Consider the following 22,855-nt stretch of genomic DNA (forward strand, 5'->3'; position numbering starts at 1 on the left):
ACTGTTAGGTGTTTCGATGTACGGATTCACTGGCAGCTTCATTGGTTTTCCATCATTTGCTGCTCCGGGTTGGGCACACAATCCAGGCAACTTTGCCGGATTCTGGATTGCTTCGGTTGTGACCTTGGTTGCCGCCTTCCTCTTGGTTTACTTCTTCGGTTATAAAGATGCCGATGCCAATGCGGCTAAGGCAGCACCTAAGAAGAAGCGCTTAGGAAAGACAGTTGAATAATGAGTTAAGGCTTCACTGAAAAGTGGTTCGAAATGACAATCGAGTCATTTTGGCGAAGAATCAAAGTCTAGAAGTCTAGTAGTTAAAACACCGATGTCGTTGGGCATCGGTGTTTTTGCTTGGCAAAAAAAGCGAGGCCGATCATGATCGGAGAAACGCCACAAAAATTTGTGCCGATTTCGATAAAAATAACTTGCAGTTGCCGCATAATTAGGGCACACTAAAAAGTGTTCTCATTGAACACTAATTTTTCATGGAGGAGGGGCCAGATGTATAAACGGTACAAAGATGTGTCGCTGATTCTGAAAATTGTCATCGGAATCGTTGTTGGGGCAGTGTTAGGGGTATTGGTACCCTCCTGGTCCTTTATCGATATTTTAGGGAAGTTATTTGTTGGCGCATTAAAAGCGATCGCGCCATTACTGGTGTTTTTGCTGATCATGTCGGCAATTTCAAAATACCGGTCTGGCTCGAAGAATCACTTTGGCACCGTGATCGTGCTTTACTTAAGTGCCACACTGCTTTCGTCTATTGCGGCGGTCGCGGTTTCTTATCTTTTCCCGATCAAGCTTGTTTTGCCTGGCGCAATGAAAATTGCCGAAAGTGCGCCAAAGGCTTTAGGCACGGTTGTCTCCGACTTGCTGACCAATGCAGTGGCCAATCCGATTTCTGCGCTGGTTGAAGGCAATTACTTGGCGATTCTGTTCTGGTCATTGCTGATTGGGGCGGGATTGCGCCTGGCGAGCGAGACAACCAAAAAAGTGGTGACCGAGTTCGCGGAAACCGTCAGCAGCGTGGCCCAAACGGTAATCCAGTTTGCACCGTTCGGGATTGTCGGTTTGTTGCATGAATCGTTAAGCAAGACGGGTGTTAAAGGCGTCATGGCGTATGGCCAGTTGCTCATCTTGTTGGTCGCGACGATGGTATTTGTCTATCTGATCGTATACCCATTTATGGTGTGGCTGTTGACTCATCAGAATCCATATCCGTTGACGTTTTGGACGTTAAAAGTCAGCGGCATTCCGGCATTCTTCACCCGTAGTGGCGCGGTGAACATCCCGATCAATCTGCAAGCTTGCGAAGATTTAGGCTTGAACAAAGAAAGCTATGCGATTTCGATTCCGCTGGGCGGCTCGGCTAACTCCGGTGGTGCTGCCATCACGGTGTCGATTATGACACTGGCAACGGCCAATACCATGGGCGTGCACGTCAGCATCTTCCTAGCCTTGCTGCTGTGCTTCTTATCAGCCATTTCGGCAACCGGGGTATCGGGGATTGCTGGCGGGTCGCTGTTATTAATTCCAATGGCGGCATCACTGTTTGGGATCTCCAATGACATCGCGATGCAGGTGGTCGGTATCGGCTTCATCATCGGGGTGGTTCAGGATTCCGTGGAAACGGCGGTTAATTCGGCTTCGGATCTGCTGTTTACTGCCACCGCAGAATATGCCGATGATCGCCGCGATGGCCATCCAGTCGATATGCGTGCGGCGGTTAAAGCCGCGGGTAAAGTGAAAACCAAAGCTGCCAAGCCAAAAGTGAAAACCAAAGCTGCCAAGCCGGTTGAAGAAGAAGGCGAACAGATTTAAATTCGCAGCAGTACTTCCGGTTTGATGCACGGTGCCACGTATCAACTCAGTCACTTAATAACCTGATGAAAACTGCCCAAGAGACGAAAAAAGTCGCTTGGGCAGTTTTTGCCTTTTAAAGTTGGTGCTTTTTTAGCTGTGAAATGCTGATTTAACAGGCAAATTGTCTGGCTTAAAAAATTGTAAGGTTATTTTTCCTATGATAACTGATGTCATTAAAAACACAGCGCTTTCCAGCTTTGCTAAAATGTGCTAACCTAGTTTTCATGGATTTTTTATTAACACATTGAAAAGACAGCATTAACTGTTTAATGGAGGTTCCAATGGGTAAAGTGTGGCAACGACTGGTTCGAAAAGAGGATCCAAGTGTTTACGAAGATAAAGATTCGCACCTGCCGCGAGTGTTACGGGTACGTGACTTTCTCGCTTTAGGGGTCGGGACCATTGTGTCGGCGTCTATTTTCACGTTACCAGGGGTGGTTGCGGCTAAACACGCCGGTCCCGCAGTCTCGATTTCTTTTTTAGTCGCTGCGATTGTAGCGGGGTTGGTGGCGTTTGCGTATGCGGAAATGTCGGCGGCGATGCCGTTTGCCGGTTCTGCGTATTCATGGATTAATGTGGTGTTCGGCGAGTTCTTCGGTTGGATTGCCGGTTGGGCTTTGTTGGCCGAGTACTTTATTGCCGTTGCGTTCGTTGCTTCAGGGTTATCCGCTAATTTTCGCGGCTTGCTGGCGACGATCGGCCTGAATTTTCCGGCGGCGTTGGCCAATCCGTTTGGCACTAACGGCGGGGTTGTCGACCTCGTCGCCGTAGTGGTGATGTTGATGGTGGGCGTGTTGCTGTCACGCGGTGTCTCAAGTGCCGCGCGGGTCGAAAACATTTTGGTGGTCATGAAGGTTTTGGCAATCCTGCTGTTCCTTGTAGTCGGTTTGACCGCGATTCATCCGGAAAACTTCCATCCGTTTTTCCCGAAGTATCACCTGAATGCTGACGGTACCCCTTTTGGCGGCTGGCAGGGGATTTATGCCGGCGTTTCTATGATTTTCCTGGCCTATATCGGCTTTGATTCGATTGCGGCGAATTCAGCTGAAGCGATCGATCCGGAGAAAACGATGCCGCGGGGAATTCTTGGCTCGCTGTTAATTGCTGTTTTCCTGTTTGTCTCGGTCGGCCTAGTTTTGTTGGGCATGTTCCCGTATCAGGATTACGCCAACAACGCCGAACCGGTTGGATGGGCGCTGCGCCACTCCGGTCATGCGGTAGTCGCGACAGTGGTCGAAAGCATTGCGGTTTTGGGGATGTTTACGGCCTTAATCGGCATGGCCATGGCAGGATCCCGGTTACTTTACAGCTTTGGCCGCGACGGCATGTTGCCGCATGGTTTAGGCAAGTTGAACAGCCGCAAGTTGCCGAACATTGCGTTGGCAGTTTTAATCACGATCGGTGTCATTATCGGGGCATTCTTCCCATTTGCGTTCCTGGCACAACTGATTTCCGCCGGCACGCTGATTGCCTTCATGTTCGTCACGCTCGGCATTTATCGCCTCCGTCCGCGTGAAGGCAAGGATATCGCCAAGCCGCGCTTCCAAATGCCGTTGTATCCGGTGTTACCTGCCGTAGCTTTCCTCGGCTCGCTTGTGGTTTTCCTGGGTCTGGACATTCAAGCCAAAATGTACTCCGGCGTCTGGTTCTTAATCGGGTGCGCCATCTACTTCCTGTACGGTATGCGGCATTCAGCGCTGACAAAAGGGTCGGTTGTTGAGCAGGAAACCGAAGCATTGGAGCAGTCAAAAGAAGACTGAGCAGTTTAAAAGATATGGTTTAAATTAAAAACGCCCGCAAGATTTTGTCTTTGTGAGCGTTTTTAATTTTCTTTGACTGATGAATACTGACTAAGCTTCCTGGGCCTTCTGGAGATTTTCTTTTAAAATCGCCGCAGAATCTGCTAGACGCTTATGATCTTCGGCATTCAAATCAAGTTCGATAATGCGTTCCAAACCGTTAGCGCCAAGAATGACAGGAACACCGATCGAAACGCCGCTTAAGCCATATTCGCCTTCGAGATGAACGGACATGGCAAATGCTGCGCGGTCGTCATTTAAGAACGCGCTGGTTAACCGTGTCAGCGAAGCAGCGATACCGTAGAAAGTGGCGCCTTTCTTTTCGATGATCCCGTAAGCCGCGGTTTTCACGCGCTCGCTGATTTCAGCAAGATCGCTTTCCTGACGATTCTTAGGAATCCAGTCAAGAATTGGCTTGCCACCGATATTAGTGTAATCCCAAACCGGGAATTCGGAATCGCCGTGTTCACCCATGATATAACCATGAACGATGCGGGCGTCAATGTTGTAGCGCAAGCCGATTTCCGCTCGTAGTCGCGCCGAATCCAATGCGGTGCCGGAGCCGAGTACTTGATTGCGCGGCAAGCCGGATTCCTGCAAAACCAGCTCTGCCAGCACATCAACCGGGTTGGAAGCCACCAAAATGAAACCATTGAAGCCGCTTGCCATGATATTGTGAGTGATTCCCTTCATAATCTTGGCGTTAATCGCTAGCAACTCAAGTCGTGTCTGTCCCGGCTTTTGCGCGATCCCCGCAGTAATCACAATAATATCGGCATATTTGCAGTCTTCATAACTAGCCGCATAAATATTCTTTTGTGACGTGTAAGGCAGTGCATCAGAAAGATCCTCAACGTCGCCTTGTACTCGTTTTTCATTAACGTCGATGATGCCCAGACTCTGGCCGACGCCGGTTGTGAGACAGTTAAACGCGTAACTTGACCCAATGGCGCCGTCACCAATTAAAATAATATTGCCGCGATTCTGCATTCCAAAATTCCTCCTCATAACGATGTTGACACCAACGTAGCTATCCGAAGCTGAACAATGACCGTTGCCCGACAATGGTCATTGTCAGCTGTTTTTCATGTATCCGATTTCATTGTAACAGATGACAGTAGCGATAACTTGATAAACGTGTTTGATGAGTTGAAAATTAGTTCGTGCTTGCACCATAACGCGCCCGCAATCGCAGAAATCTGCGCATAAGGACCTTGGTCGCGATGGCCTAAGCCCAGGCCATCACGCCCAAGGCCACTTACATTCCGGTTTCTAACCGTGCTGGCTCACGCTCGCACCATAACGCGTTCGCCGGCGCAGGAGTCTGCGTGTAAGGACCTTGGTCGCAATGGTCAAAGCCCGACCATCACGCCCAAGGCCGCTTACACTCCGACTCCTGAACGCGCCGGCACACGCTCAAAAAATTCTTATCAAAATGCCATTTTTCTGTTAATCTTAAAACAACGTCCGTTACGTTTTTCGAGAAAGGTGGTTTCCCATGTCAGCAGCATCTTATGTGGAGTCAGTGCTTGCAACGCTTAAACAGCGCGATCCGAATCAACCGGAGTTTTTTGAGGCGGCCTCAACGCTTTTGAAAACGATTACGCCGGTGTTTGAGAAGCATCCGGAGTATGTGAAGGCCAATATTCTTGGGCGATTGGTTGAACCGGAGCGGGCGATTCAATTTGCCGTTCCGTGGCAGGATGACCAAGGAAATATTCAAGTTAATCGCGGATTCCGCGTTCAGTTTAACTCGGCGATTGGTCCGTACAAAGGCGGCCTGCGACTACATCCTTCCGTCAATCTCAGTATTGTGAAATTTTTAGGTTTCGAACAGATTTTCAAAAATAGTCTGACTACCTTGCCGATCGGGGGAGCCAAAGGTGGGTCCGATTTTGATCCAAAAGGGAAGTCGGATGCCGAAGTGATGCGTTTTTGCCAAAGTTTCATGACCGAACTGAGCAAGTATATTGGGCCGGATTTGGATGTACCGGCTGGTGATATTGGCGTCGGTGCTCGCGAAATCGGGTATCTTTACGGTCAATATAAACGGCTGAAAGGTGCGCAACGCGGAGTTTTGACTGGTAAAGGCCTTAGTTATGGCGGCTCGTTGGCGCGGACGGAAGCCACCGGTTATGGGTTGATTTACTATACCGATGAGTTATTGAAAGCCAATGGCGAGACGTTAGCCGGGAAGCGTGCGGTCATTTCCGGTGCCGGTAACGTTGCGATTCATGCTGCCGAGAAAGCTGAAGCACTGGGCGTCAAGGTGCTTACCGTTTCCGATTCGAATGGCTATGTAGTTGATGAAAACGGGATTGATGTTGCGGTTGTTAAACAAATCAAGGAAGTCGAGCGCGGTCGCATTAAAGTTTATGCGGACCGGGTGGCTGGTGCACAGTATCATGAAGGTTCGGTCTGGGACGCCACCGATCTTAAGTTTGATTTGGCATTGCCTTGCGCCACGCAAAATGAAATTGACGGTGATCAAGCGGCGCGGTTTAAGGCAGCCGGCGTGATTGCGGTTGCTGAAGGCGCCAATATGCCAAGTAATCCGGACGCCATCGCTACCTATGCAGACGCCGGAATTTTATACGGACCGGCAAAAGCAGCCAATGCTGGCGGCGTCGCTGTTTCAGCGCTGGAAATGGGCCAAAATTCCCGCCGCGAAAGTGACAGCTTTGAAAAAGTCGACAGCCAACTGCACGAGATCATGCAACACATTTTTAAGGCCAGCGCAGATGCTGCGGACGAATACGGCGTGCCTGGTAACTACGAAGCGGGCGCGAACATCGCTGGCTTCCTTAAAGTGGCAGATGCTATGTATGCGCAGGGGATGTAGGCAATTCGTTGCACTGATAAGGGTTGAACTAGTGGTGCCAAAGCATTGAGTTTCCGTATGGTCTCTCAGTGAACGACAACAGGTAATGCAAAAAAGACGGCGATCAGATAACCTCATGATTATCCGACCACCGTTTGTTTTATGCGTGACCGTCAGTCGATGAACGCGTTATAGTATAAGCCGAAGAATTATGAACGGGAGGGTGACTACAAAACGATACTTGACGTCAACTCCTGCTCTTTTTCTACATCAAAAGTCGCGCCACTGATGGATCAAGTTCAATCAGTTGCATGAGACGCCGAGCTGGCCCATTTGGTTTACTGCGGTTCGTTTCCCAAGCCTGAACGGTACGAGGAGAAGCCGCCATAATTTGAGCGAAGACGAGTTGCGTTGCCGGGATTTGCTGACGAATTTTCTTGATTTCTTCGCCGGTAAACTCAGGCGGTATTGGTAGATGTCGCTCATGCCGTTCAACGCCAGGATCATTTCCGTCTAATAGTTGATTGAGCTCTTCAATACTTTTTTCGAGTGTACTTTTAGTCATGTTATTCACCTTTTCTTGAGACTTTGAACAACTTTTTTCAACGCTGCCGCTTGCAGAAATAAGGCGGATCATGAAATTAACGCCATTACTTCACGTTGCTACGTTTTTATAGTATACGATTTTATGGTATGTGTCGACTCATATTATCCATTTTGCGACGCTTAAGCACGACGCACGATGAAACCACAATGACAAATTCCCAGAAAGAGATGACGGCATCAAAAAAGGCTCGGAATTCCGGGCCTTTTTGTTACGGTGACAACTAAATCACCATACTGGTTAATTCGATGGCAACCTAGAAGCGACTAATCGTGATAGACGCCCTCGGCCCATTTTTCGTTTTCTTCATCGAAAAAGTGCGGATTATCTTTTTGATCAGGGTTTGGTTTGGCAATGTGGTCAATTTCTTTGATCAATTCCGCATTTTCCGGCGTTTCTTTGTAGGTGGCGTCCAGATAGGCCTTGATGATATCGTATGCCAGATGCTCACCAATGCTGGCACCGCCGAAGCCAAGTACGTTCGCATTTAATTGTTCGCGAGCGTACTTGGCCGCTGCGGCGTCGTTCACCATAGCAGCGCGAACGCCTTCGTTTTTATTGGCAGCCATGGTAATACCGCTGCCATCACCACACAAAACAATGCCTAGATCAGCACGACCATCGGCGACATCTTCGGCAACTTTCTTGCCATAAATCGGATAGTGCGTCCGGACGGTGTCGTAGGTGCCTTCATCAATAACTTGATAGCCAGCATGCTTTAAAAAATTCGAGATCTTAATCTTCATGTAAGTCACAATATGATCATTACCTAAAGAAATAATCATGGGATCAGACTTCCTTTCTTCCAAAGTTAGATCATTTTCGCAAGCATATCGAGCCGAACCTGGTGGCGGCCGTCAACGTATTCCGCGTCCAGATAGCGTTGAATCAGGCCGAGCGCCCGATCTAGGCCGATAAGTCCAGTACCGATCGCAATGGCTTTGGCACCATTATGTTCGGCAGTTTGATGCGCAGCAGTTTCGTCACCGACATTGGTTGCGACCATACCCTTGACTTTGGTTGCCGCCATCGTTGAACCGACGCCGTAACGGTCAAACATCAAGCCTTTATGCGCCTTACCTGCCATCACTTCTTTGGTCACAGCCAAAGCAGACTCAACAAAATTCTTCGCTGGTTGCGGCGTTACATCAATGACATGGTAGTCGCGCTGCTTGAGATAGTCCTTGACCTTTTCTTTCATGGCAAAACCGTCTTGATCAGCACCAATCACAACATCCAAAATTGGCACTCCTTTGATTAATTGAATTGCATTTGTGACTAAGATACTGGCGGGGCAAGCTGATCGTTTTGAGGGAAGTCAGTGGGGGAGAACACCCGAAGCAAAAAGGTAAAAGCAATTTTGTTTTCGCACAATGTTTATATTTGTTCCTGTATGTTCACTTATGTTTCATTCATCAACCACAATGTAGCATCGAATCTTTTTAGTGTAAAGGCCTAAAATACACTTTCTAGTTAGAGGAGGAAGTTTTAGCACGCCTTAAGTTGATGGAAAAACAAATCGAGCCACACCTAAAAGTGTGACGTGGTTTGATTCGCTTACTGGGTAAAGTACTGTCATCAGATTGATGGCTAATTTTCCAACTAATAAAATCAAGTTGCTATGCACATTGGTCTAGACTAATTGCTCTGCAAACAGGCCTGACTTTCTTAAAAGTGAGCGCTTTCAGCAAATTAATCGCGATTAATTTGCAAAAAAATTAGTTTTTTTTTGCTGGACGTGTTATAGTCTATTCATGGTAATACTTGAACGGGAAACATCATGTAACATGAATTTCCTTTTTAGGATTACGGTTGTCTGTTGTTGTTAGTTTTGAAAAGGAGATTCACTTTCATGCAAAAAGGTACAGTTAAATGGTTCAACGCTGATAAGGGTTACGGCTTCATCACTGGTGAAGACGGCCAAGATGTCTTTGTACACTTCAGCGCCATCAACGGCGAAGGCTACAAGAGTCTTGACGAAGGTCAGGCTGTTTCCTACGATGTAGAACAATCTGATCGTGGCCCTCAGGCTGCTAACGTTACCAAGCTTTAATTCTTGGTTCGTTAAAAAAGAGATCCGCTCAGGAAACTGGGTGGGTCTTTTTTTTGTTGAGCGCGAACAGGAGCGCTTAGAAATCGGAGTGTAAGTGGCCTTGAAGCCCAAATGGCTGGGCTTCGGCTATTTGGGCTTCAAGGTCCTTACACGTAGATTTCTGCGACTGTGAGCGCGTTATAGAACGCAACAGTCAATAACATGCCATTGCCACCAATAGAAAACCCTGCGCCTTACTCAAAGCTCCATGACACCAACTCACCGCTCCAACGTCAATCGCCAGACACTGGTCAAAACCCAGCAAGCAAAAGGCATCGCCGCAAGAAACAAACCAATAAAAATAATCCCTGGTGCATCGCCACTTTTGGCCCACGCATAAGAAAGCGACAAACTGATAACGGCCACAATGATCGTGATGGCGCCGAGAAGCCATTGTAACCGCCGGACCAGATGACGGGCCGCTTGCGGTGAACGGACTAATTGCCATAGGGTGACAAAACAGGCGAAGATACCGGCGAGTGTCACCCAAACGCCAATCAAGGTGATGATGAGTACAGCCGTGATTCGGGACGTGAGCACTAATAAAATGGTGGCCCAGATGCCAGTCGCCAGAAAAGCCATGCTGCCTAACCACACACAAAGCGCCAATCCTAAGTGATGCGGTGTTTGTCCGTTACCTTGCTTGATCATCGTTAACATCTCCACTTATGGTCAAGTGTAACGCGTACGATGGATTAAGGTTTTGAGATACAGGATTCTTGACGGAAAAATAAAAAAAGTACGCCAGAAGTCTCGGAAGATTCCGGGCGTACTTTTTTGCTTAAGCGAATGTAGACGAAGAATAACCGTTACCGCTCATTATTCACCTAACGTCGGCTCATCGGTGAACTCGTCAACAATTCGGAAGCTGACATTTTCGTTTTCTTTTAACAGTTTAGCGACAGGGCACTCATCTAATGCCTGGGTCACAATCTTTTGCGCTTCTTCGCGTGTGTGACTTGGCATGAGAATTTGCGCGTCGACAATGAATTTGTAGCCGATTTTGTCACGTTCGATGTCCACCCGGGTGCGTAATTGCGAATCTTCTGCAGTGCCTTCACGATGCTGGACGATCCGAATCGTTGCATTGAAACAAGTGGACAGGGCAAATGCAATGAATTGCTCCGGATTGGTGCCCGGAGCATCAATAAGCGAACTGGAAACACCAAGGGCTAATCCTTGGTTGCCTTCGACATAACTTTCACCGACTAAACCATTTTCGTTGCGGACATAGGTATGATACAAAGATCGTTCTGCCATGCTATCCATCCTTTCTTGTTTTGAAGCTTTCATCGTGAGTATACCATGGAACCGCTTAATTTGCGGGCAATATGTCTCGGACACAGAGCAGGTAGACCTGTTTCTAATTTACGTCAGCGGCGTCAGGCGGACAACTTTCGTGGCAATTTCATTGATAAAATGCTCGTCGTGTTCCACGAAAAGCATTGTTGGTTGATAGTGGTTGATGGCGGTCAAAATCTGGTCTTGATTATAAGTGTCCAGATAATTGAGCGGCTCATCCCAAATATAAAGGGAAGCTGGTGTCGCAAGCGAACGCGCAACTTCGACCTTCTTTTGCTGACCCATACTAAGGTGTTCGATCGGCGTGACAAAATCGGCGCGTGGCATTCCAAGCTTACGTAAGTTGTTAAGCAACGCTTCAAGACTGAGGTGCCGCTTTTCGGCAAAGTCCGGTAGTAACCCGCGATTGTCAGGGTATTGCTGGCGTACCAGACTCAAAGCAACCGGCGCCAAGGTCAGAAGCCCGGTTTGTTTGCCGGTAAAATGGCTCAGCAAAGCACGGATTAACGTCGATTTACCGCTGCCGTTTTCACCGACGATCGCCACCCGCTCGCCGGGTTGTAACGTAAATGAAATTGGTTGGAAAAGCGGCTGGTCATAACCAACCTGAACGTTTTCCGCCACAATCAAATGATGATGGTGGGTTGGTTGCGGTGTCATCGTAAGCGGATCGATTTTTTCAAGATTCTTGAGCAGCTGCTCTTTTGTGGCAATTTCCTTATCCATGCGGTGCTCGAGGTTTTTGCTTTTTTTCATGGTTCGTGCTGCTCGAGCGCTGATGAAGCCGCGCCCCTTATGACCACTGTTTTTGACGTGTCGATCGCCGTAAATGCTGCGTTCTTTGTCTTCTGCCCAAACTTTTTTGGCGTGCGCAGTTTGCTTCAAGCGGCTGATTTCGGTTTTTAACTGGGCATTTTGCGCGAGTTCGGTTTGATCCTGCCGCTGCTTTTCCATGGTAAAGGTGGTGTAGTTGCCTTGGTAAAGCGTGATTTTTTGGCGTTCGATCGCCAACGTATGGTCGGTGACAGCGTCGAGAAAATCCCGGTCGTGGCTGACCACGATGAAGCCAGGTTTTTGTTTCAGATAGGCAGCGACTTGGCGACGACTGCGCAAGTCTAGGTGATTCGTCGGCTCGTCAATGAGCGCAAAGCCATCGTCTTGGATGAAGAGCAAGGCAAGCCGGACCTTGGTTTGCTCACCGCCGGATAGATCCCGAAATGGCCGCCACAAGATATCGGGATCGGCATGCAGTAAATTAAGTTCGCGTTCCAGTTGCCACTGGGCCACGTCCTGGGAGGCTTGTGACGCGTTAAGCGTTAGTTGGCTCTCGTCCAGTGCTTGCGGGAAATAGCGCAAGGGTACGGGAACCGTAATCGTTCCGCGATAATCCAGTTGCTGCTGCAATAACCGCAACAACGTGGTTTTACCGCGGCCGTTACGACCAACCAAGCCAAGGTGCCAGCCAGTATCGAGGTTAAACCCGGCATCGCTGAAAAGTGGCGCCTGGCCGTCATAGGCAAAATAAAGGTGTTTGATTTGAATTGCTGACATACAGCCACGTCCTTTCGTGGATATGCCTGTGTTATCAGAAAAAGATCGGCTGACTTTTTGAGTTTCGGGACTACGGCGGTGGTAGCGACATCGTAACTGATGACGCTTGGCAATTCATGCCCAACTTTCCGTAACGCGTTCACCGGCGCAGGAGCCTGCGTGTAAGGACCTTGGTCGCAATGGCAAAGAGCGCCATCACGCCCAAGGCCACTTACACTCCGGCTCCTGAGCGCGCCGGTTCACGCTCATAAAAAAAGCCCTAAAAGAATTTAGGGCTGACCAAAATAAACGGAGAATCCGCCATTGATCAAGCCCAATTGTCAAAAAGTCCGCACTGATCCCGTTGCTGAGAACAGGACTTGGACATTTTCAACAATTGGCTTACTTCAATGGACAGACCTCACTTTCGCTTTAACGTTGCTTTAAAATTAGCACGGCTGGGCCGGTTCGTCAACTTTTAACGGCTTCAGCGATCGGCGTGTTGCCACTGGCGATTTTGATTGTTTCGCGATGGCGGTTGCTGTCTAAAGCGGCGACAAGGACATCGGCGACATCGGCCCGTGGAATGGTCGATGGTCGTTGCGGTTGCAGCGTGATGGTGCCTTGCGCCGTGTCATTGGTGAGGGCGGTCGGCTGGACAATGACATAGTCCAGATCAGTGTTATGGATCAGCCACTCATCGGCGTAGTACTTGGCAATATAATAATCGTGCAGCTCTTCCGGCCATTTTGCGGGATCCTCGGCATCCAACGCACTTAACATGATGAAGCGGCCGACATCATCGGCTTCAGCAGCTTTCATGGTTTTAATTGCGCCGTCGAGATCCACGCCGAGTAAGTCCTTACCCCGCGAACCGGCAGCAAAGATAACGGCGTCGTGGCCGGCAAAAAGTTCCGTCAAGCGTGAAACCGGCCATGCAAGATTAAGTTCGACTGCCCGGAAATTTTTCTGCGGATCAGGGGTCTGGGTGAGCGGATCGCGATAACCGCCAGTTACGGTATCACCGCGATCCAACAGTTTGTGCACCAATAGCTGGCCAATCTGACCGTGGGCACCGACAACAAAGATTTTCACAACAAAGGTCCTTTCCTGAAAAATAGTTGTTATCAGTATAACGTTTTTTATTGAGGCGTGAAAGCGCTCGCCGAATTTTTTAGACTAAGCGACGCTCAAGACCGGCAGTGTGCTAGGTTTAAATTATTTCAAGCGGAATATGGTGACGCGGTGCCGGGAACGCTTGGTCAAACAGCGCTAGTTCATCCGGCGTAAATGTAACGTCGGCAGCTGCGATATTTTCGGCCATGTGGCTCGCTTCGCCGGTACGCGGGATCGACAGCACATCACCATTACGAAGTACCCACGCCAGCATAAGCTGATGGGTTGAAACGCCCTTGGCTTTGGCCAGATCCACGAGCTCCGGGGTCAACTTGATTGACTTACCACTACCGGAACCATAAGGCGAGTAGCCAATCGTCGTGATGCCGGCTTGCTTTTGACGTGGTAGGAGGTCATATTCAATGCCGCGTGATTGCAAATTGTATAACACTTCGTTAGCGGCAACTTGATCGCCACCGGGTTCCATCGTGAGCTGATCCATGTCGTCAACATCAAAATTGGAAACACCGTATTGGCGAATCAGGCCTTCTTTTTTCAATTCCTGCAGGCCTTCAAGTGTTTCTGCTAACGGGGTCGCCCCACGCCAATGCAGCAAGTAGAGATCGAGGTAATCGGTTTTAAGGCGGGACAGGCTATTGGTCAGCGCCGTCCGCATTTGCTTTTTGTCTGCATGGGACGGATAGAACTTGGAAATCAAATAAATGTCGCTCCGGTTGTAATCACCCAGAAAACCGCCGATCAGGGATTCAGCAGCGCCATTCCCGTACATTTCCGCAGTATCAATCACGTTCAAGCCGTGATCCAGCCCGTATTTTAAGGCTTCGGTTTCACGAGCACTCTGCGCAGCGTTGCCTTCGCCCAGATACCAAGTACCCATGCCCACAATTGGTACCGTGACGTCGCCGATATTGATCGTTTTCATAAAAGCAACCTTCCTTTCTTCCTACAAGTCCATTATACAAACTAGCGAAGAAATAAAAACATGATCGGAAAAATGGAACAAAAGATGAGAACGTGGCTTTTTTTAAAAGTGAAAAAATGCAAATTTTGCACCATCGAAATCACGCTGTTCCTTAGTGGTGATCGGGATCGCGCTCGACTGGCGGAAACTTTTTCGCCCCGGTGCGATAGTGGAAAAAGTAGTGCAGGAAGACGAGCGTCAAGAAAATGACACCGACTAACAACGAAATGCTGGTTTCGGGATTGAGCAACATGAAAAATAAAGTGAACGCGAGGAAAATAAGTGTGAGATAATTGCTGTAAGGTGCGAATGGCATTTTAAAAGGATGGTCAGGCATTTTATCGGCGTGAACCTTGCGGAAGCGCGTTTCGCTGACGAGAATGACGACCCACGGGACCATGCCCGGTAAAACGCTGGAGCTATAGACCAGCACGAAAACATTCTTGGCGGCAGGGGCCACATAAGGCAGTAAGGCGTTTAAGATGACGCCGAGTAAAATGCCGGCGCCAACGGAAACGACCGGGTAAAACGGCACGCCATGACGATTCAGCTTAGTGAAAATTCGCGGCAATTGTTTAGCATCAGCCAAGGTGTACAGCATCCGGCTGGCAGAATAGATGCCTGAATTCGAGCCGGACAAGGCAGCCGTGATGACGACGAAGTTAATGAGGGATGCCGCAAACGTGATTCCGATTTTGGCGAAGGTCTGCACAAACGGTGATCCTAGTGTATTGAGCTGATCCCACGGGTAAATTGCGACGATGACAAAAATCGCGCCCACGTAGAAGATGAGTATTCGGCCAATCGTATCTTTGACCGCCTTAACAATCGTCGGCTTGGGATTAGCCGCTTCGCCTGCCGTGATCCCGATAAGTTCCACACCTTGGTAAGAACCGAGCACAATCGACAAGGCGAAGCAAAAGCCTTTAAAGCCGCCGGTGAAGAAGCCGCCGTGGGTCCATAAGTTACTGATACCCACGGGATGGCCGCCATTACCAAGACCGAATAAAATGACGCCGAGTCCGGCAACGATCATCAAAATAATGGTAACAACTTTGATGAGTGCAAACCAGAACTCCAATTCGCCAAACATTCGCACCGAAATCAGATTGGCTAAAACAAGGAAGGTGATCGCTACGAGCCCAGGAAGCCATCCGGGCAGCCCGGGCCACCAGAATTTAAAATATTCACCAATGGCAATCATTTCTGACATGCCCACGACCACGAACTGGAAAATGTTACTCCATGCGGTTAAGTAACCAAAAAGCGGGTGCATGTATTCGCTGGCAAATTTGGCAAACGAGCCAGTTGCCGGATCGACATACAGCATCTCACCCAAGGCGCGCATGATGAGATAGAGAAAAAGGCCGGCAACAATATACGCAATCAGAACTGATGGCCCGGTCCATTTAATTGTTGCACCGGCACCCATGAACAGGCCTACGCCGATGGTACCGCCAAGCGCAATCATTTGCATATGGCGTCCGCTAAGTTTTCGTTGCATGTTGATCTCCATTTCTTTCATCTAGTGGCATACAGAAAAAGACTATACAAGAAAAGTCTAGTTTGCGCAAACAAGTGAACGCAAAATGCAGACATTTTTGAAACCGGCATGCATTACATTTGTAAGTATAACGCTTGCTGTTCCAAATCATGTTCGTTCGTCCTCGTTTGCGTTAAACTAGTACCGAATCATTTAAATTTAAGTAGGATATGAGGAAATATTTTGGATAAAGATAATAAGTTAAAAACATCATTAAATGCTTATATGGCAAAGCATCAACTGAACACCAACGCCACATCCGTTGCCATCGGCGTATCCGTGCCGACGTTACGCAAAGCCTTACGCGGTGAAAAAGTCAGCCGCAAGACGACGGCCAAGATTGAAAGCATCATTGCATCAGGCAAAGTGCCGGCTGGTGCAGCTACCACCAAAACGATCAAGAAAACTGCTGCCAAAAAACCAGCAGCCAAACCGGCGACCCGCAAAACCGCTGCAAAGACGTCAGCAACGCCAAAAGCGGCAGCTAAGCGAACTTCAACCGGAACCGTTGGACGTCCGGCACACAGCCAAGCCAACTCAACGAGTGCGTCGGCAACCAATCACAGTCAGTCAACGACCCAATCGGCTACTAACGCACAGGAAAATGCAGCAAGCACGCAACCAAAGCGTCGGACAACAACGCGGGTCAATCGCGCAACCGTGACGGCGCGGCAAGCTAACCGGACAAACAATCAGCATCAAAACCAGGCAACTAACTCACAAGCACCAACCGAGCAGCCGACCACAAGTAAGCGGCCGTCAACTCGGAACCATCGCTTTACCATTCGGCAGCAGCCCGATGTTGCGACCCAAGAGGCTCAGGCCGAAGCAAAGAAGCATCAGGCACAAACGAACAGTCAGTCTGCTGCGGCTTCGACGAAACCGGCCGAAACCGATGAACGGCACGAAACAACGGCGCGGCATACTAAACAGCACACGCCAGCCGGTAAAACCGAGACGTTCCGGCGTAATAGCAAGTCTGAACACGAACCGGTTCGCAACGAACGGCGTAATGTGCGGACCGATCGTAACAAGCCAAATAGCACCCGACGTCCAGGGCGGCCTAAGCAGAATCGGTTTGCGGCCAATGCCGATCCGCAAAACTGGCAGCCAATGACACAATCGGTTTCTACCAGTGCATCGCAGTCAATGACCAGTCAAGACGCAACCAGGCAACATGTGCCGGCTGTGGTCAATAAAGTTGAAACCCATACACCAAGCGTCATTCGTTCTTCGTCAAATGAGCGCAATGGCGCAACTGCAAGTAGTACGAGCAACAACACCTCTGCGACAAACGCCACCAGTCAGCGAAATCAGCGTGCCAGTTACGGCATGCACACCGAAGCACCATTGGTCACCGGTAAACAATTGCAACTGTTCATCGATGAAAGTTTTGAAGAACGGCGGCCGGATCCCCGCATGATGCATATGGGAATTGCCGCCGTTTTCCCGGAAGGTGACGATGAAAGTCTTGCCGGTTTTCGGGACGCGCTTTACCCGTATGGTTGGGAACCCGGCGATGAAGTCAAGGCGCGCGGCAAACAAGTCGATGCGCTGACGCAATTGATTAAAGCGGCCAAACATGAGCATATGGGGATGTACACGGTCTTTTCACGCAAAACGACTTATCCTGATTTTGCGCCGTCAATGGAATATCTCTATCCGTATATCGGCGCAACGATTCATGTGCTGCGGGATGTAGATACCACTTTTGACAGTATCGTGATTATGATTGATCATCGTAACGAGCTAGAAGGCAATCAGCTCGTGATGGGGGCCGATATTGTCAGCCGCTATCTGACGTTGTCACTAGAGCGGCCGATCAAAGTTCGCTTTGAGTTTGCTGATTCACGTGAGCATCTTGGCTTGCAGTTGTCTGATTTTGTTGCTAATGCGGCTTTGCGCTTAAGTCATGATGAACTCAGTCTGATTGGGATCAATCCGATGCCTGAGCTTGGTGTTTCGCAGCACGATCAACTTGTGCGCCTGACATTGCTTGGGTTGCAGCAAGTCGTCATGGGCGTTCGTGCAGAGCGGGCCGCAACCCCGTCGAAGCACTCACAGCCTGATCGGTTCATGCAACTGATTTTCGATGCCACGTATGCCGATTCGGATCGGGTTCGGGGCGCGTTGCCGGTGGTTAAAAATGCCTTGGAGCAGCTGATCGATGTTCTGCCAAATGCGCGTGTTGGCCAGATTTCTGGCATGCCGAATCAAAGTTGGTATGACATGACAGCACGAATGGCTGGCCTGTTGCGGTATATCAATAAGGATCCGAAGCCATATGGCAAAGTTTTGGCGAAAATTGAAAGTGTTGCCAAGACGGCTGCGGATGAACTGGAAATGGCGTTGGATTCCGACTCAAAGGCCAAGCGTTAAAGTTGGGCTAGAAATTTTATGCCGTGCCAAACTCCGCAATCTCCGGCCAGATGGGGCTGGAACGTGGTGGGCACGACTTTGAACCCGCAAAAACCGCGGTTTCAAAGCTCGGCCTTGGTCTAAAACGGGAAAACCACCCGTTTTAGACCAACTTCACCACTGAGCCCCATCTGGCCTACGATTGCTCCGCTTTGGCACTACAGAAGTTTTGTGCCGACCTTTATATTTCGATCGAAAATCATGTCGCAGTTACGGTAACAGTTCATAATCGCCTTAAAGCAAAACGGTTCCGGAAAGATGATGATAAGATCATCTCTCCGGAACCGTTTTTTGCATGCACAGTCACACGATAAAACTATCCTGATTTTTCAGATAGGTGATTTCGTCAAATGTGATGCGGGTTTGCAGGCGTTGCATGATGTCGCGACTTAGCTTGCCGTCCGCAAATGCCTGCTGGATGAATTCGTATTCGGCGTGGAAGGCTTTTAGGAACATGGCGTAGAGGATGTCGCCGTTGAAGGAGTCGGAGTGAACCCGACGATGGCGATCGCGGTAGAAGCGGCGGATCGTGTTGACAGCGCTGCGGTTTTGGACATTTTCGATATGTGTCAGATATTTCATGACCGCATCATATCCCGCCTGTTCGATTGGCAGAAGATCCTCACCATGTGCGGTAAATTGTCGTTTCCAAAAGATTGGCTCAAGGTTAAGCGGTGTGGTCAAAAAAGCATTTTGGGCTTCATTAAACGCCTTGTACATGCGCCCCATGTTAATGGAAAAGCGTATTCGCAAAAACAGGTTTTTCCATAAGCGCTGATCAGCCGTGAAATCATTTAAGTCGATAAACCGGTTATAATAATACGCCTCATCTTTTGTAATCGTTCCATTAGCGCGCAACGCTTCAATCGCCGCTTTTTCCGCCGTAATGGTGCCTTCAAAAATACTCCGCTGCTGTCGCCGTGACGGATTGTCGTTTAGAATCATTTCCTGCGACAAGGCATCGGCAACGATCTGGGCTTCACTGTGATGCTCGGTTTCATCGCGCATGGCATCGATGCCCGCCGACAACATGCGTCGCAGCCAGATATACTGGCGATTGCGTTTTGGTTGTTTAGGCACGCAGAATGGTAACACAATCACCGGCACAATCAGGCTCAGCAGGATGACCACTGCGGCAATCATGATCAAACCTTGACGCAACGCAAATTCGTGCCCGTTAATCGTCCGTGGCATCGAAAAAGCCAATGATAACGTGATGGTCCCATTTGCGCCGCCTAGCATCATGATCAAGGCATTGCGCCACCGATTTTTCTTGCCGATGCGTAACAGCATGCGGCTCCAGAAGAAGCGAACCAGTGACTTTGCCGCGTAAATGAAAACACCGATTCCCACGAGCAAACTGAATAAGCCGGCTTGGCCGCGTAAGGCTTCGATGACAACATTCGGTAACGATAAGCCTAACAGGACAAACACCAATCCAGACAAAACCGCCGCAATCATTTCCCAGACATTGGCGCTGATAATCTGCATGCGGGCGCTGGTCAGCCGTAATCGGTCACGCTCAACACCTTGCGCAATCCCGGCCGCCACGACTGCCAAAATGCCAGAAAGTGCCATTTCTTCGGCCAAAAAGTAAACCAGCAACGGTGTCAGCAGTTGAATACCGACCATAATAAGCGGTTCATCGTCACCGATCCGAATTAACCACGCTCGGAGATTGACGATCAAGGTGCCGATAATCGCACCAACTAAAATGCCGCCAAAAAAGACAAACAGAAAGTCCAATAACGCATCGGTTGCCGAGAACCTGCCGGAAACATAGGCGGAAAGCGCCAAGTCAAAGGCAACAATACCCGCTGCATCGTTAAACAGACTTTCATTATTCAATAGCTGCATCTGGCTGTCACTCAAAGGATTCGTTTGGGCAACAGCACTGACTGCTGATGCATCGGTAGGCGTGACAATGGCGATCAAGGCAAATGCCAGACTAAGCGGAATAACCGGGAAAAGGGCATGGACGCTAAAGCCTAAAATGATGACCGAAAACAGCACCAAACCAACCGCTAGCGACACAATGTTGGTCAATGATCGGCCAATCTGGAGTCGTGATGCATTTTGACCTTCGTTAAACAGCAATGGGGCAATGATGGCGAAGGAGAAAACCGATGGATCAATGGCAAAGTTCCGCAACGACGGCATGACGGCTAACGCTGCACCAAGGCCAATCAAGAAGAAAGGTAGGGGAATCTTAGGAATATGACGGGCAAGCAGATTGCCAACAATCACGGTGGCCAACATAATGCCGAAAATAACGACCTGACTCAAAGCAATCCCCCCTTAGAGCGTGAGCTGGCGCGCTTAGGAGTCGGAGTGTAAGTGGCCTTGGGCGTGATGGCCCGGGCTCAGGCCATTGCGACCAAGGCCCTTACACGCAGATTCCTGCGCCAGCAAACGCGTTTCACCGGTTGACCCGATTCGATGCCCCAATTTTAACACCAAACTTATAAAAACACTGATTGCTAGCTCGTTGCAGTGGATGCCGGATATCAAGCAAACAAAAACTGCAGTATCTTAGCGTCAATGTAAGGATTCTGATGCAGACTACTGTGGTAAGCTCCGATCGGCGTTCCGCGGTAAATGTAAAGGGATGTGGGAACGCCAGCTGCTTTAAGCTCCTGTTCGTACCGCTTGACGCCGGCAAGGCTGACTGCCCAGTCGCCTTTTGCGCCGAAGATCTGGCCGCCGATGACTAGGGTTTGAACGGATTTAGGAAAATGTGACAGTTGCGACGTGGGATCACGATAAAATTCGCTGGCAAACGAGATATATTTGACCACTTGCGGTTGGAAGTCAGTGTGTTGCGTCGTCAGATACCGAAAGCTGAGGTTACTGCCCATGGAATGGCCGACAAGGTTAACCCGCTTAACCTGATGTTTGGTGCGCAGCCAATGTAGCAAGGCGGTGAGTTGCCGGGTTTCTTTGACCGGTGCCTTGGCATCTTCAAAGACAACGCTGATAAGCGGATTTTTTCCGTCATAGCGCTTGGCACCTGTCACTGTGCGTTTCCCGGTGGCACTGATTTTAATGGTCGTGACTTGATTAGTGGCGTGATCCTTCTGAAATCGGCTGACCATGGGCCCAAATGTCAGGCTATTACTCCCGTAGCCCGGTATGAAAACCGTGACGACGTTGATATTGCGATAAGTTCGGGCGTGGATCGGTCGGCTGCCAATTTGCCACCAAAGCCAATAACCGCCAGCGGCCAACAATAATAAGCTGAGTACAGTTTTTCCTAACCAATGATGACGTTTTGGTTGTTTGCGTTTCATGATGCACCAGCCTCCTGAGCGTGAGCATGGCGAGTAGACGATAATAAAAAAGGTTGGGCGCCGTGGCCTTACAATGACGGTGCCAAGCCTATTTCGATCCCTGCAAAAATGAGCCACGCAAAACTGGACGATTATTACGGGCCTGCAGCTTTCGATGATTGTCCGGGAAAAGTTGCTGGAAACGTTGGCGTTGTTGAGGACTGATCGTGATGGAGGTTTGATCGATGACATACCAAGTGACGCCTTCAGTTAGCGGTGGCGTGGTCAGTGAGCCGAGGTAACGAAAGACCGTCCCTTTTGGCGGCAGTAAACTGTTGAGTTGCAGTGCCACTGGCTGCGAACTCCGGGCCACGAAATGATCAAGTACGCTGTCCATTACCGGCATGCCATCGCCCAACGGTAATAAAACCGCCACGACGCAAAGTGCGCCAATGGCCGATTGATGCACAAAATGCCATTCTGCGGCGCGTTGATTGACAGTTTGGTGTTCTGCCGGCACATGCAGATGCGCCTGAATAAAGTGCCATTGGGTCTGGTCGATCTGCGTAAGCCCATGTCCGGCTAAGCGGATGGTAACCTGGTCGTCAATTTCCTGATCTGCCAGCCACGGGGCCAAAACGGTTAACGTCGAAGTATCCGCAGCGGTGGTTTCGCGCAGGTCAATCGGGGACTGTTGCTGGCCAAAACCATTCGGCCAAGTATCTTGATGGTGATAGTCTAACGGTGGCATGTCGCGCTAATTCCTTTCGTCGCATCGAATAGATGAATGGTCTTAAAAACAGGCCTTGCCAAAGCAAAACCTGTTTTCCTCGTGATCGAGGCTGATTGAGTCATATCGTTATTGGGAAGTTACTCGGCTTCAGCTAGTCAAGCAACTTAACCGCCGTTCCATAAGCCACAACGCTTTGCATGTCGCCGCCAATTGAACCGGAGTCAAACCGCATCATGACAACGGCATCGCCGCCAACTTTGCGGGCTTCGTCGCGCAACCGCTCGATCGACTTTTCCCGTGATTCATGCAGCATATTACTATAAGCTTTGATTTCGCCGCCGACAATATTTTTTAGCCCTGCGCCGATATTGCTAATCACGTTCTTCGACTGGGTGGTTAAGCCGAAAACTTCGCCAATAATTTCATAGTGCTTACCCGGAATGTTCTCGGTCGTTGTAATCAGAATATCTTGTGCCACAATAAAACCCGCTTTCTTTATTGAAATGAGTGTCAGACGATTTGCTGTGGACAGCTACAATATTTATGTACATCGTTATGCTGTCGAGTGTCCATAACCAGCATCAGATTACCACCCGTGTATGGAGATCACAAGTAAAACCGCCGCTTAAGCAACGTAGAAGACATTATGGTAAAGAACGATACTTAGATGCTAATTAACAAGGTCACTATCGTTTAATGCTAAAAATACATTATTTAGTGAGAAACAAGTTTTAAAAAATTGAAAAGTTTAAATGTTAATCAACGAAAAGGGCGTTGTATCTG

Annotated in this window: 20 protein-coding genes; 6 read left to right on the forward strand and 14 right to left on the reverse strand. The window is 49.2% G+C overall.

Going from position 1 to position 22,855, the window contains the following annotated elements:
• From GSO_RS16125 to GSO_RS13990, 3 genes are all read left to right on the forward strand, one after another.
• Positions 1–232 (forward strand): hypothetical protein (locus GSO_RS16125; protein WP_044113034.1); only part of this gene is annotated, 232 nt, incomplete at its 5' end.
• A 269-nt stretch (positions 233–501) separates the two neighbouring features.
• Positions 502–1,821, forward strand: a complete 1,320-nt coding sequence (gene sstT, locus GSO_RS13985; RefSeq protein WP_010493373.1) for a serine/threonine transporter SstT — start codon at positions 502–504, stop codon at positions 1,819–1,821.
• A gap of 323 nt (positions 1,822–2,144) precedes the next feature.
• Positions 2,145–3,623, forward strand: coding sequence for an APC family permease (locus GSO_RS13990; RefSeq protein ID WP_010493375.1), 1,479 nt, complete (start codon positions 2,145–2,147; stop codon positions 3,621–3,623).
• A 90-nt stretch (positions 3,624–3,713) separates the two neighbouring features.
• Here the strand turns inward: GSO_RS13990 and GSO_RS13995 are convergent, their stop codons facing one another.
• A complete protein-coding gene (locus GSO_RS13995; protein ID WP_010493377.1) occupies positions 3,714–4,652 on the reverse strand; it encodes an L-lactate dehydrogenase in 939 nt (312 codons plus the stop codon).
• A gap of 508 nt (positions 4,653–5,160) precedes the next feature.
• Between GSO_RS13995 and gdhA the strand changes: the two genes are divergently transcribed.
• A complete protein-coding gene (gdhA, locus tag GSO_RS14005; protein WP_010493378.1) occupies positions 5,161–6,504 on the forward strand; it encodes an NADP-specific glutamate dehydrogenase in 1,344 nt (447 codons plus the stop codon).
• Between the two features lie 244 nt (positions 6,505–6,748).
• On the opposite strand, the gene GSO_RS14010 is transcribed toward gdhA, so the two are convergent.
• The 3 genes from GSO_RS14010 to lacA all read right to left on the reverse strand — a co-directional run bounded on the left by GSO_RS14010 (position 6,749) and on the right by lacA (position 8,327).
• A complete protein-coding gene (locus tag GSO_RS14010; RefSeq protein ID WP_029345624.1) occupies positions 6,749–7,048 on the reverse strand; it encodes a helix-turn-helix domain-containing protein in 300 nt (99 codons plus the stop codon).
• 305 nt (positions 7,049–7,353) lie between these two features.
• Positions 7,354–7,872: a galactose-6-phosphate isomerase subunit LacB gene (gene lacB / locus GSO_RS14015; protein WP_010493380.1), complete on the reverse strand. Its 519-nt coding sequence runs from the start codon at positions 7,870–7,872 to the stop codon at positions 7,354–7,356.
• A gap of 26 nt (positions 7,873–7,898) precedes the next feature.
• The gene (lacA, locus tag GSO_RS14020) at positions 7,899–8,327 is read right to left on the reverse strand and encodes a galactose-6-phosphate isomerase subunit LacA (RefSeq protein ID WP_010493381.1); all 429 of its coding nucleotides are present in this window, start codon (positions 8,325–8,327) and stop codon (positions 7,899–7,901) included.
• 612 nt (positions 8,328–8,939) lie between these two features.
• Between lacA and GSO_RS14025 the strand changes: the two genes are divergently transcribed.
• Positions 8,940–9,140 (forward strand): cold-shock protein, encoded by a 201-nt coding sequence (locus GSO_RS14025; RefSeq protein ID WP_003563620.1) that lies wholly within the window; start codon positions 8,940–8,942, stop codon positions 9,138–9,140.
• 258 nt (positions 9,141–9,398) lie between these two features.
• Here GSO_RS14025 and GSO_RS14030 read toward each other — a convergent pair whose 3' ends face one another.
• The 6 genes from GSO_RS14030 to GSO_RS14055 all read right to left on the reverse strand — a co-directional run bounded on the left by GSO_RS14030 (position 9,399) and on the right by GSO_RS14055 (position 15,613).
• On the reverse strand, positions 9,399–9,830 hold the full coding sequence (locus GSO_RS14030) for a hypothetical protein (protein ID WP_010493396.1): 432 nt from the start codon (positions 9,828–9,830) through the stop codon (positions 9,399–9,401).
• Positions 9,831–9,998: 168 nt separating this feature from the next.
• Complete coding sequence (locus tag GSO_RS14035; protein WP_010493398.1) at positions 9,999–10,439, reverse strand: OsmC family protein; 441 nt, start codon at positions 10,437–10,439, stop codon at positions 9,999–10,001.
• 108 nt (positions 10,440–10,547) lie between these two features.
• A complete protein-coding gene (gene abc-f, locus GSO_RS14040; RefSeq protein ID WP_010493400.1) occupies positions 10,548–12,032 on the reverse strand; it encodes a ribosomal protection-like ABC-F family protein in 1,485 nt (494 codons plus the stop codon).
• 450 nt (positions 12,033–12,482) lie between these two features.
• Complete coding sequence (locus GSO_RS14045; protein ID WP_010493402.1) at positions 12,483–13,106, reverse strand: SDR family oxidoreductase; 624 nt, start codon at positions 13,104–13,106, stop codon at positions 12,483–12,485.
• Positions 13,107–13,224: 118 nt separating this feature from the next.
• Positions 13,225–14,070 (reverse strand): aldo/keto reductase, encoded by an 846-nt coding sequence (locus tag GSO_RS14050; protein WP_010493404.1) that lies wholly within the window; start codon positions 14,068–14,070, stop codon positions 13,225–13,227.
• Between the two features lie 151 nt (positions 14,071–14,221).
• Positions 14,222–15,613 (reverse strand): amino acid permease, encoded by a 1,392-nt coding sequence (locus GSO_RS14055; protein WP_010493406.1) that lies wholly within the window; start codon positions 15,611–15,613, stop codon positions 14,222–14,224.
• A gap of 222 nt (positions 15,614–15,835) precedes the next feature.
• Here GSO_RS14055 and GSO_RS14060 point away from each other — a divergent pair, with 222 nt between their 5' ends.
• Positions 15,836–18,031 carry a DUF3800 domain-containing protein gene (locus GSO_RS14060; protein ID WP_010493408.1) on the forward strand — a complete coding sequence of 732 codons (2,196 nt, stop codon included), beginning with the start codon at positions 15,836–15,838 and terminating at the stop codon, positions 18,029–18,031.
• A gap of 342 nt (positions 18,032–18,373) precedes the next feature.
• Here GSO_RS14060 and GSO_RS14065 read toward each other — a convergent pair whose 3' ends face one another.
• The 4 genes from GSO_RS14065 to GSO_RS14085 form a co-directional block, all read right to left on the reverse strand.
• Positions 18,374–20,356, reverse strand: coding sequence for a cation:proton antiporter (locus GSO_RS14065; RefSeq protein ID WP_010493410.1), 1,983 nt, complete (start codon positions 20,354–20,356; stop codon positions 18,374–18,376).
• A 221-nt stretch (positions 20,357–20,577) separates the two neighbouring features.
• On the reverse strand, positions 20,578–21,360 hold the full coding sequence (locus tag GSO_RS14075) for an alpha/beta fold hydrolase (protein WP_010493412.1): 783 nt from the start codon (positions 21,358–21,360) through the stop codon (positions 20,578–20,580).
• An 88-nt stretch (positions 21,361–21,448) separates the two neighbouring features.
• On the reverse strand, positions 21,449–22,090 hold the full coding sequence (locus tag GSO_RS14080; protein ID WP_010493415.1) for a carbonic anhydrase family protein: 642 nt from the start codon (positions 22,088–22,090) through the stop codon (positions 21,449–21,451).
• Positions 22,091–22,223: 133 nt separating this feature from the next.
• Positions 22,224–22,550: a heavy metal-binding domain-containing protein gene (locus tag GSO_RS14085; RefSeq protein WP_010493417.1), complete on the reverse strand. Its 327-nt coding sequence runs from the start codon at positions 22,548–22,550 to the stop codon at positions 22,224–22,226.
• Positions 22,551–22,855 lie beyond the last annotated feature (305 nt).

Origin of the sequence: Lacticaseibacillus zeae DSM 20178 = KCTC 3804 (assembly GCF_000260435.1) — a bacterium.
GTDB lineage: Bacteria > Bacillota > Bacilli > Lactobacillales > Lactobacillaceae > Lacticaseibacillus > Lacticaseibacillus zeae.

Bases quoted from the DNA above. Each gene is read 5' to 3' on its own strand.
- GSO_RS13990 (WP_010493375.1), top strand. From the start codon at position 2,145: ATGGGTAAAGTGTGGCAACGACTGGTTCGAAAAGAGGATCCAAGTGTT.
- abc-f (WP_010493400.1), bottom strand. From the start codon at position 12,032: ATGTCAGCAATTCAAATCAAACACCTTTATTTTGCCTATGACGGCCAG.
- sstT (WP_010493373.1), top strand. From the start codon at position 502: ATGTATAAACGGTACAAAGATGTGTCGCTGATTCTGAAAATTGTCATC.
- GSO_RS14050 (WP_010493404.1), bottom strand. From the start codon at position 14,070: ATGAAAACGATCAATATCGGCGACGTCACGGTACCAATTGTGGGCATG.
- GSO_RS13995 (WP_010493377.1), bottom strand. From the start codon at position 4,652: ATGCAGAATCGCGGCAATATTATTTTAATTGGTGACGGCGCCATTGGG.
- GSO_RS14030 (WP_010493396.1), bottom strand. From the start codon at position 9,830: ATGATCAAGCAAGGTAACGGACAAACACCGCATCACTTAGGATTGGCG.
- GSO_RS14055 (WP_010493406.1), bottom strand. From the start codon at position 15,613: ATGCAACGAAAACTTAGCGGACGCCATATGCAAATGATTGCGCTTGGC.
- GSO_RS14010 (WP_029345624.1), bottom strand. From the start codon at position 7,048: ATGACTAAAAGTACACTCGAAAAAAGTATTGAAGAGCTCAATCAACTA.
- GSO_RS14025 (WP_003563620.1), top strand. From the start codon at position 8,940: ATGCAAAAAGGTACAGTTAAATGGTTCAACGCTGATAAGGGTTACGGC.
- lacB (WP_010493380.1), bottom strand. From the start codon at position 7,872: ATGATTATTTCTTTAGGTAATGATCATATTGTGACTTACATGAAGATT.
- gdhA (WP_010493378.1), top strand. From the start codon at position 5,161: ATGTCAGCAGCATCTTATGTGGAGTCAGTGCTTGCAACGCTTAAACAG.
- GSO_RS14035 (WP_010493398.1), bottom strand. From the start codon at position 10,439: ATGGCAGAACGATCTTTGTATCATACCTATGTCCGCAACGAAAATGGT.
- GSO_RS14080 (WP_010493415.1), bottom strand. From the start codon at position 22,090: ATGCCACCGTTAGACTATCACCATCAAGATACTTGGCCGAATGGTTTT.
- GSO_RS14075 (WP_010493412.1), bottom strand. From the start codon at position 21,360: ATGAAACGCAAACAACCAAAACGTCATCATTGGTTAGGAAAAACTGTA.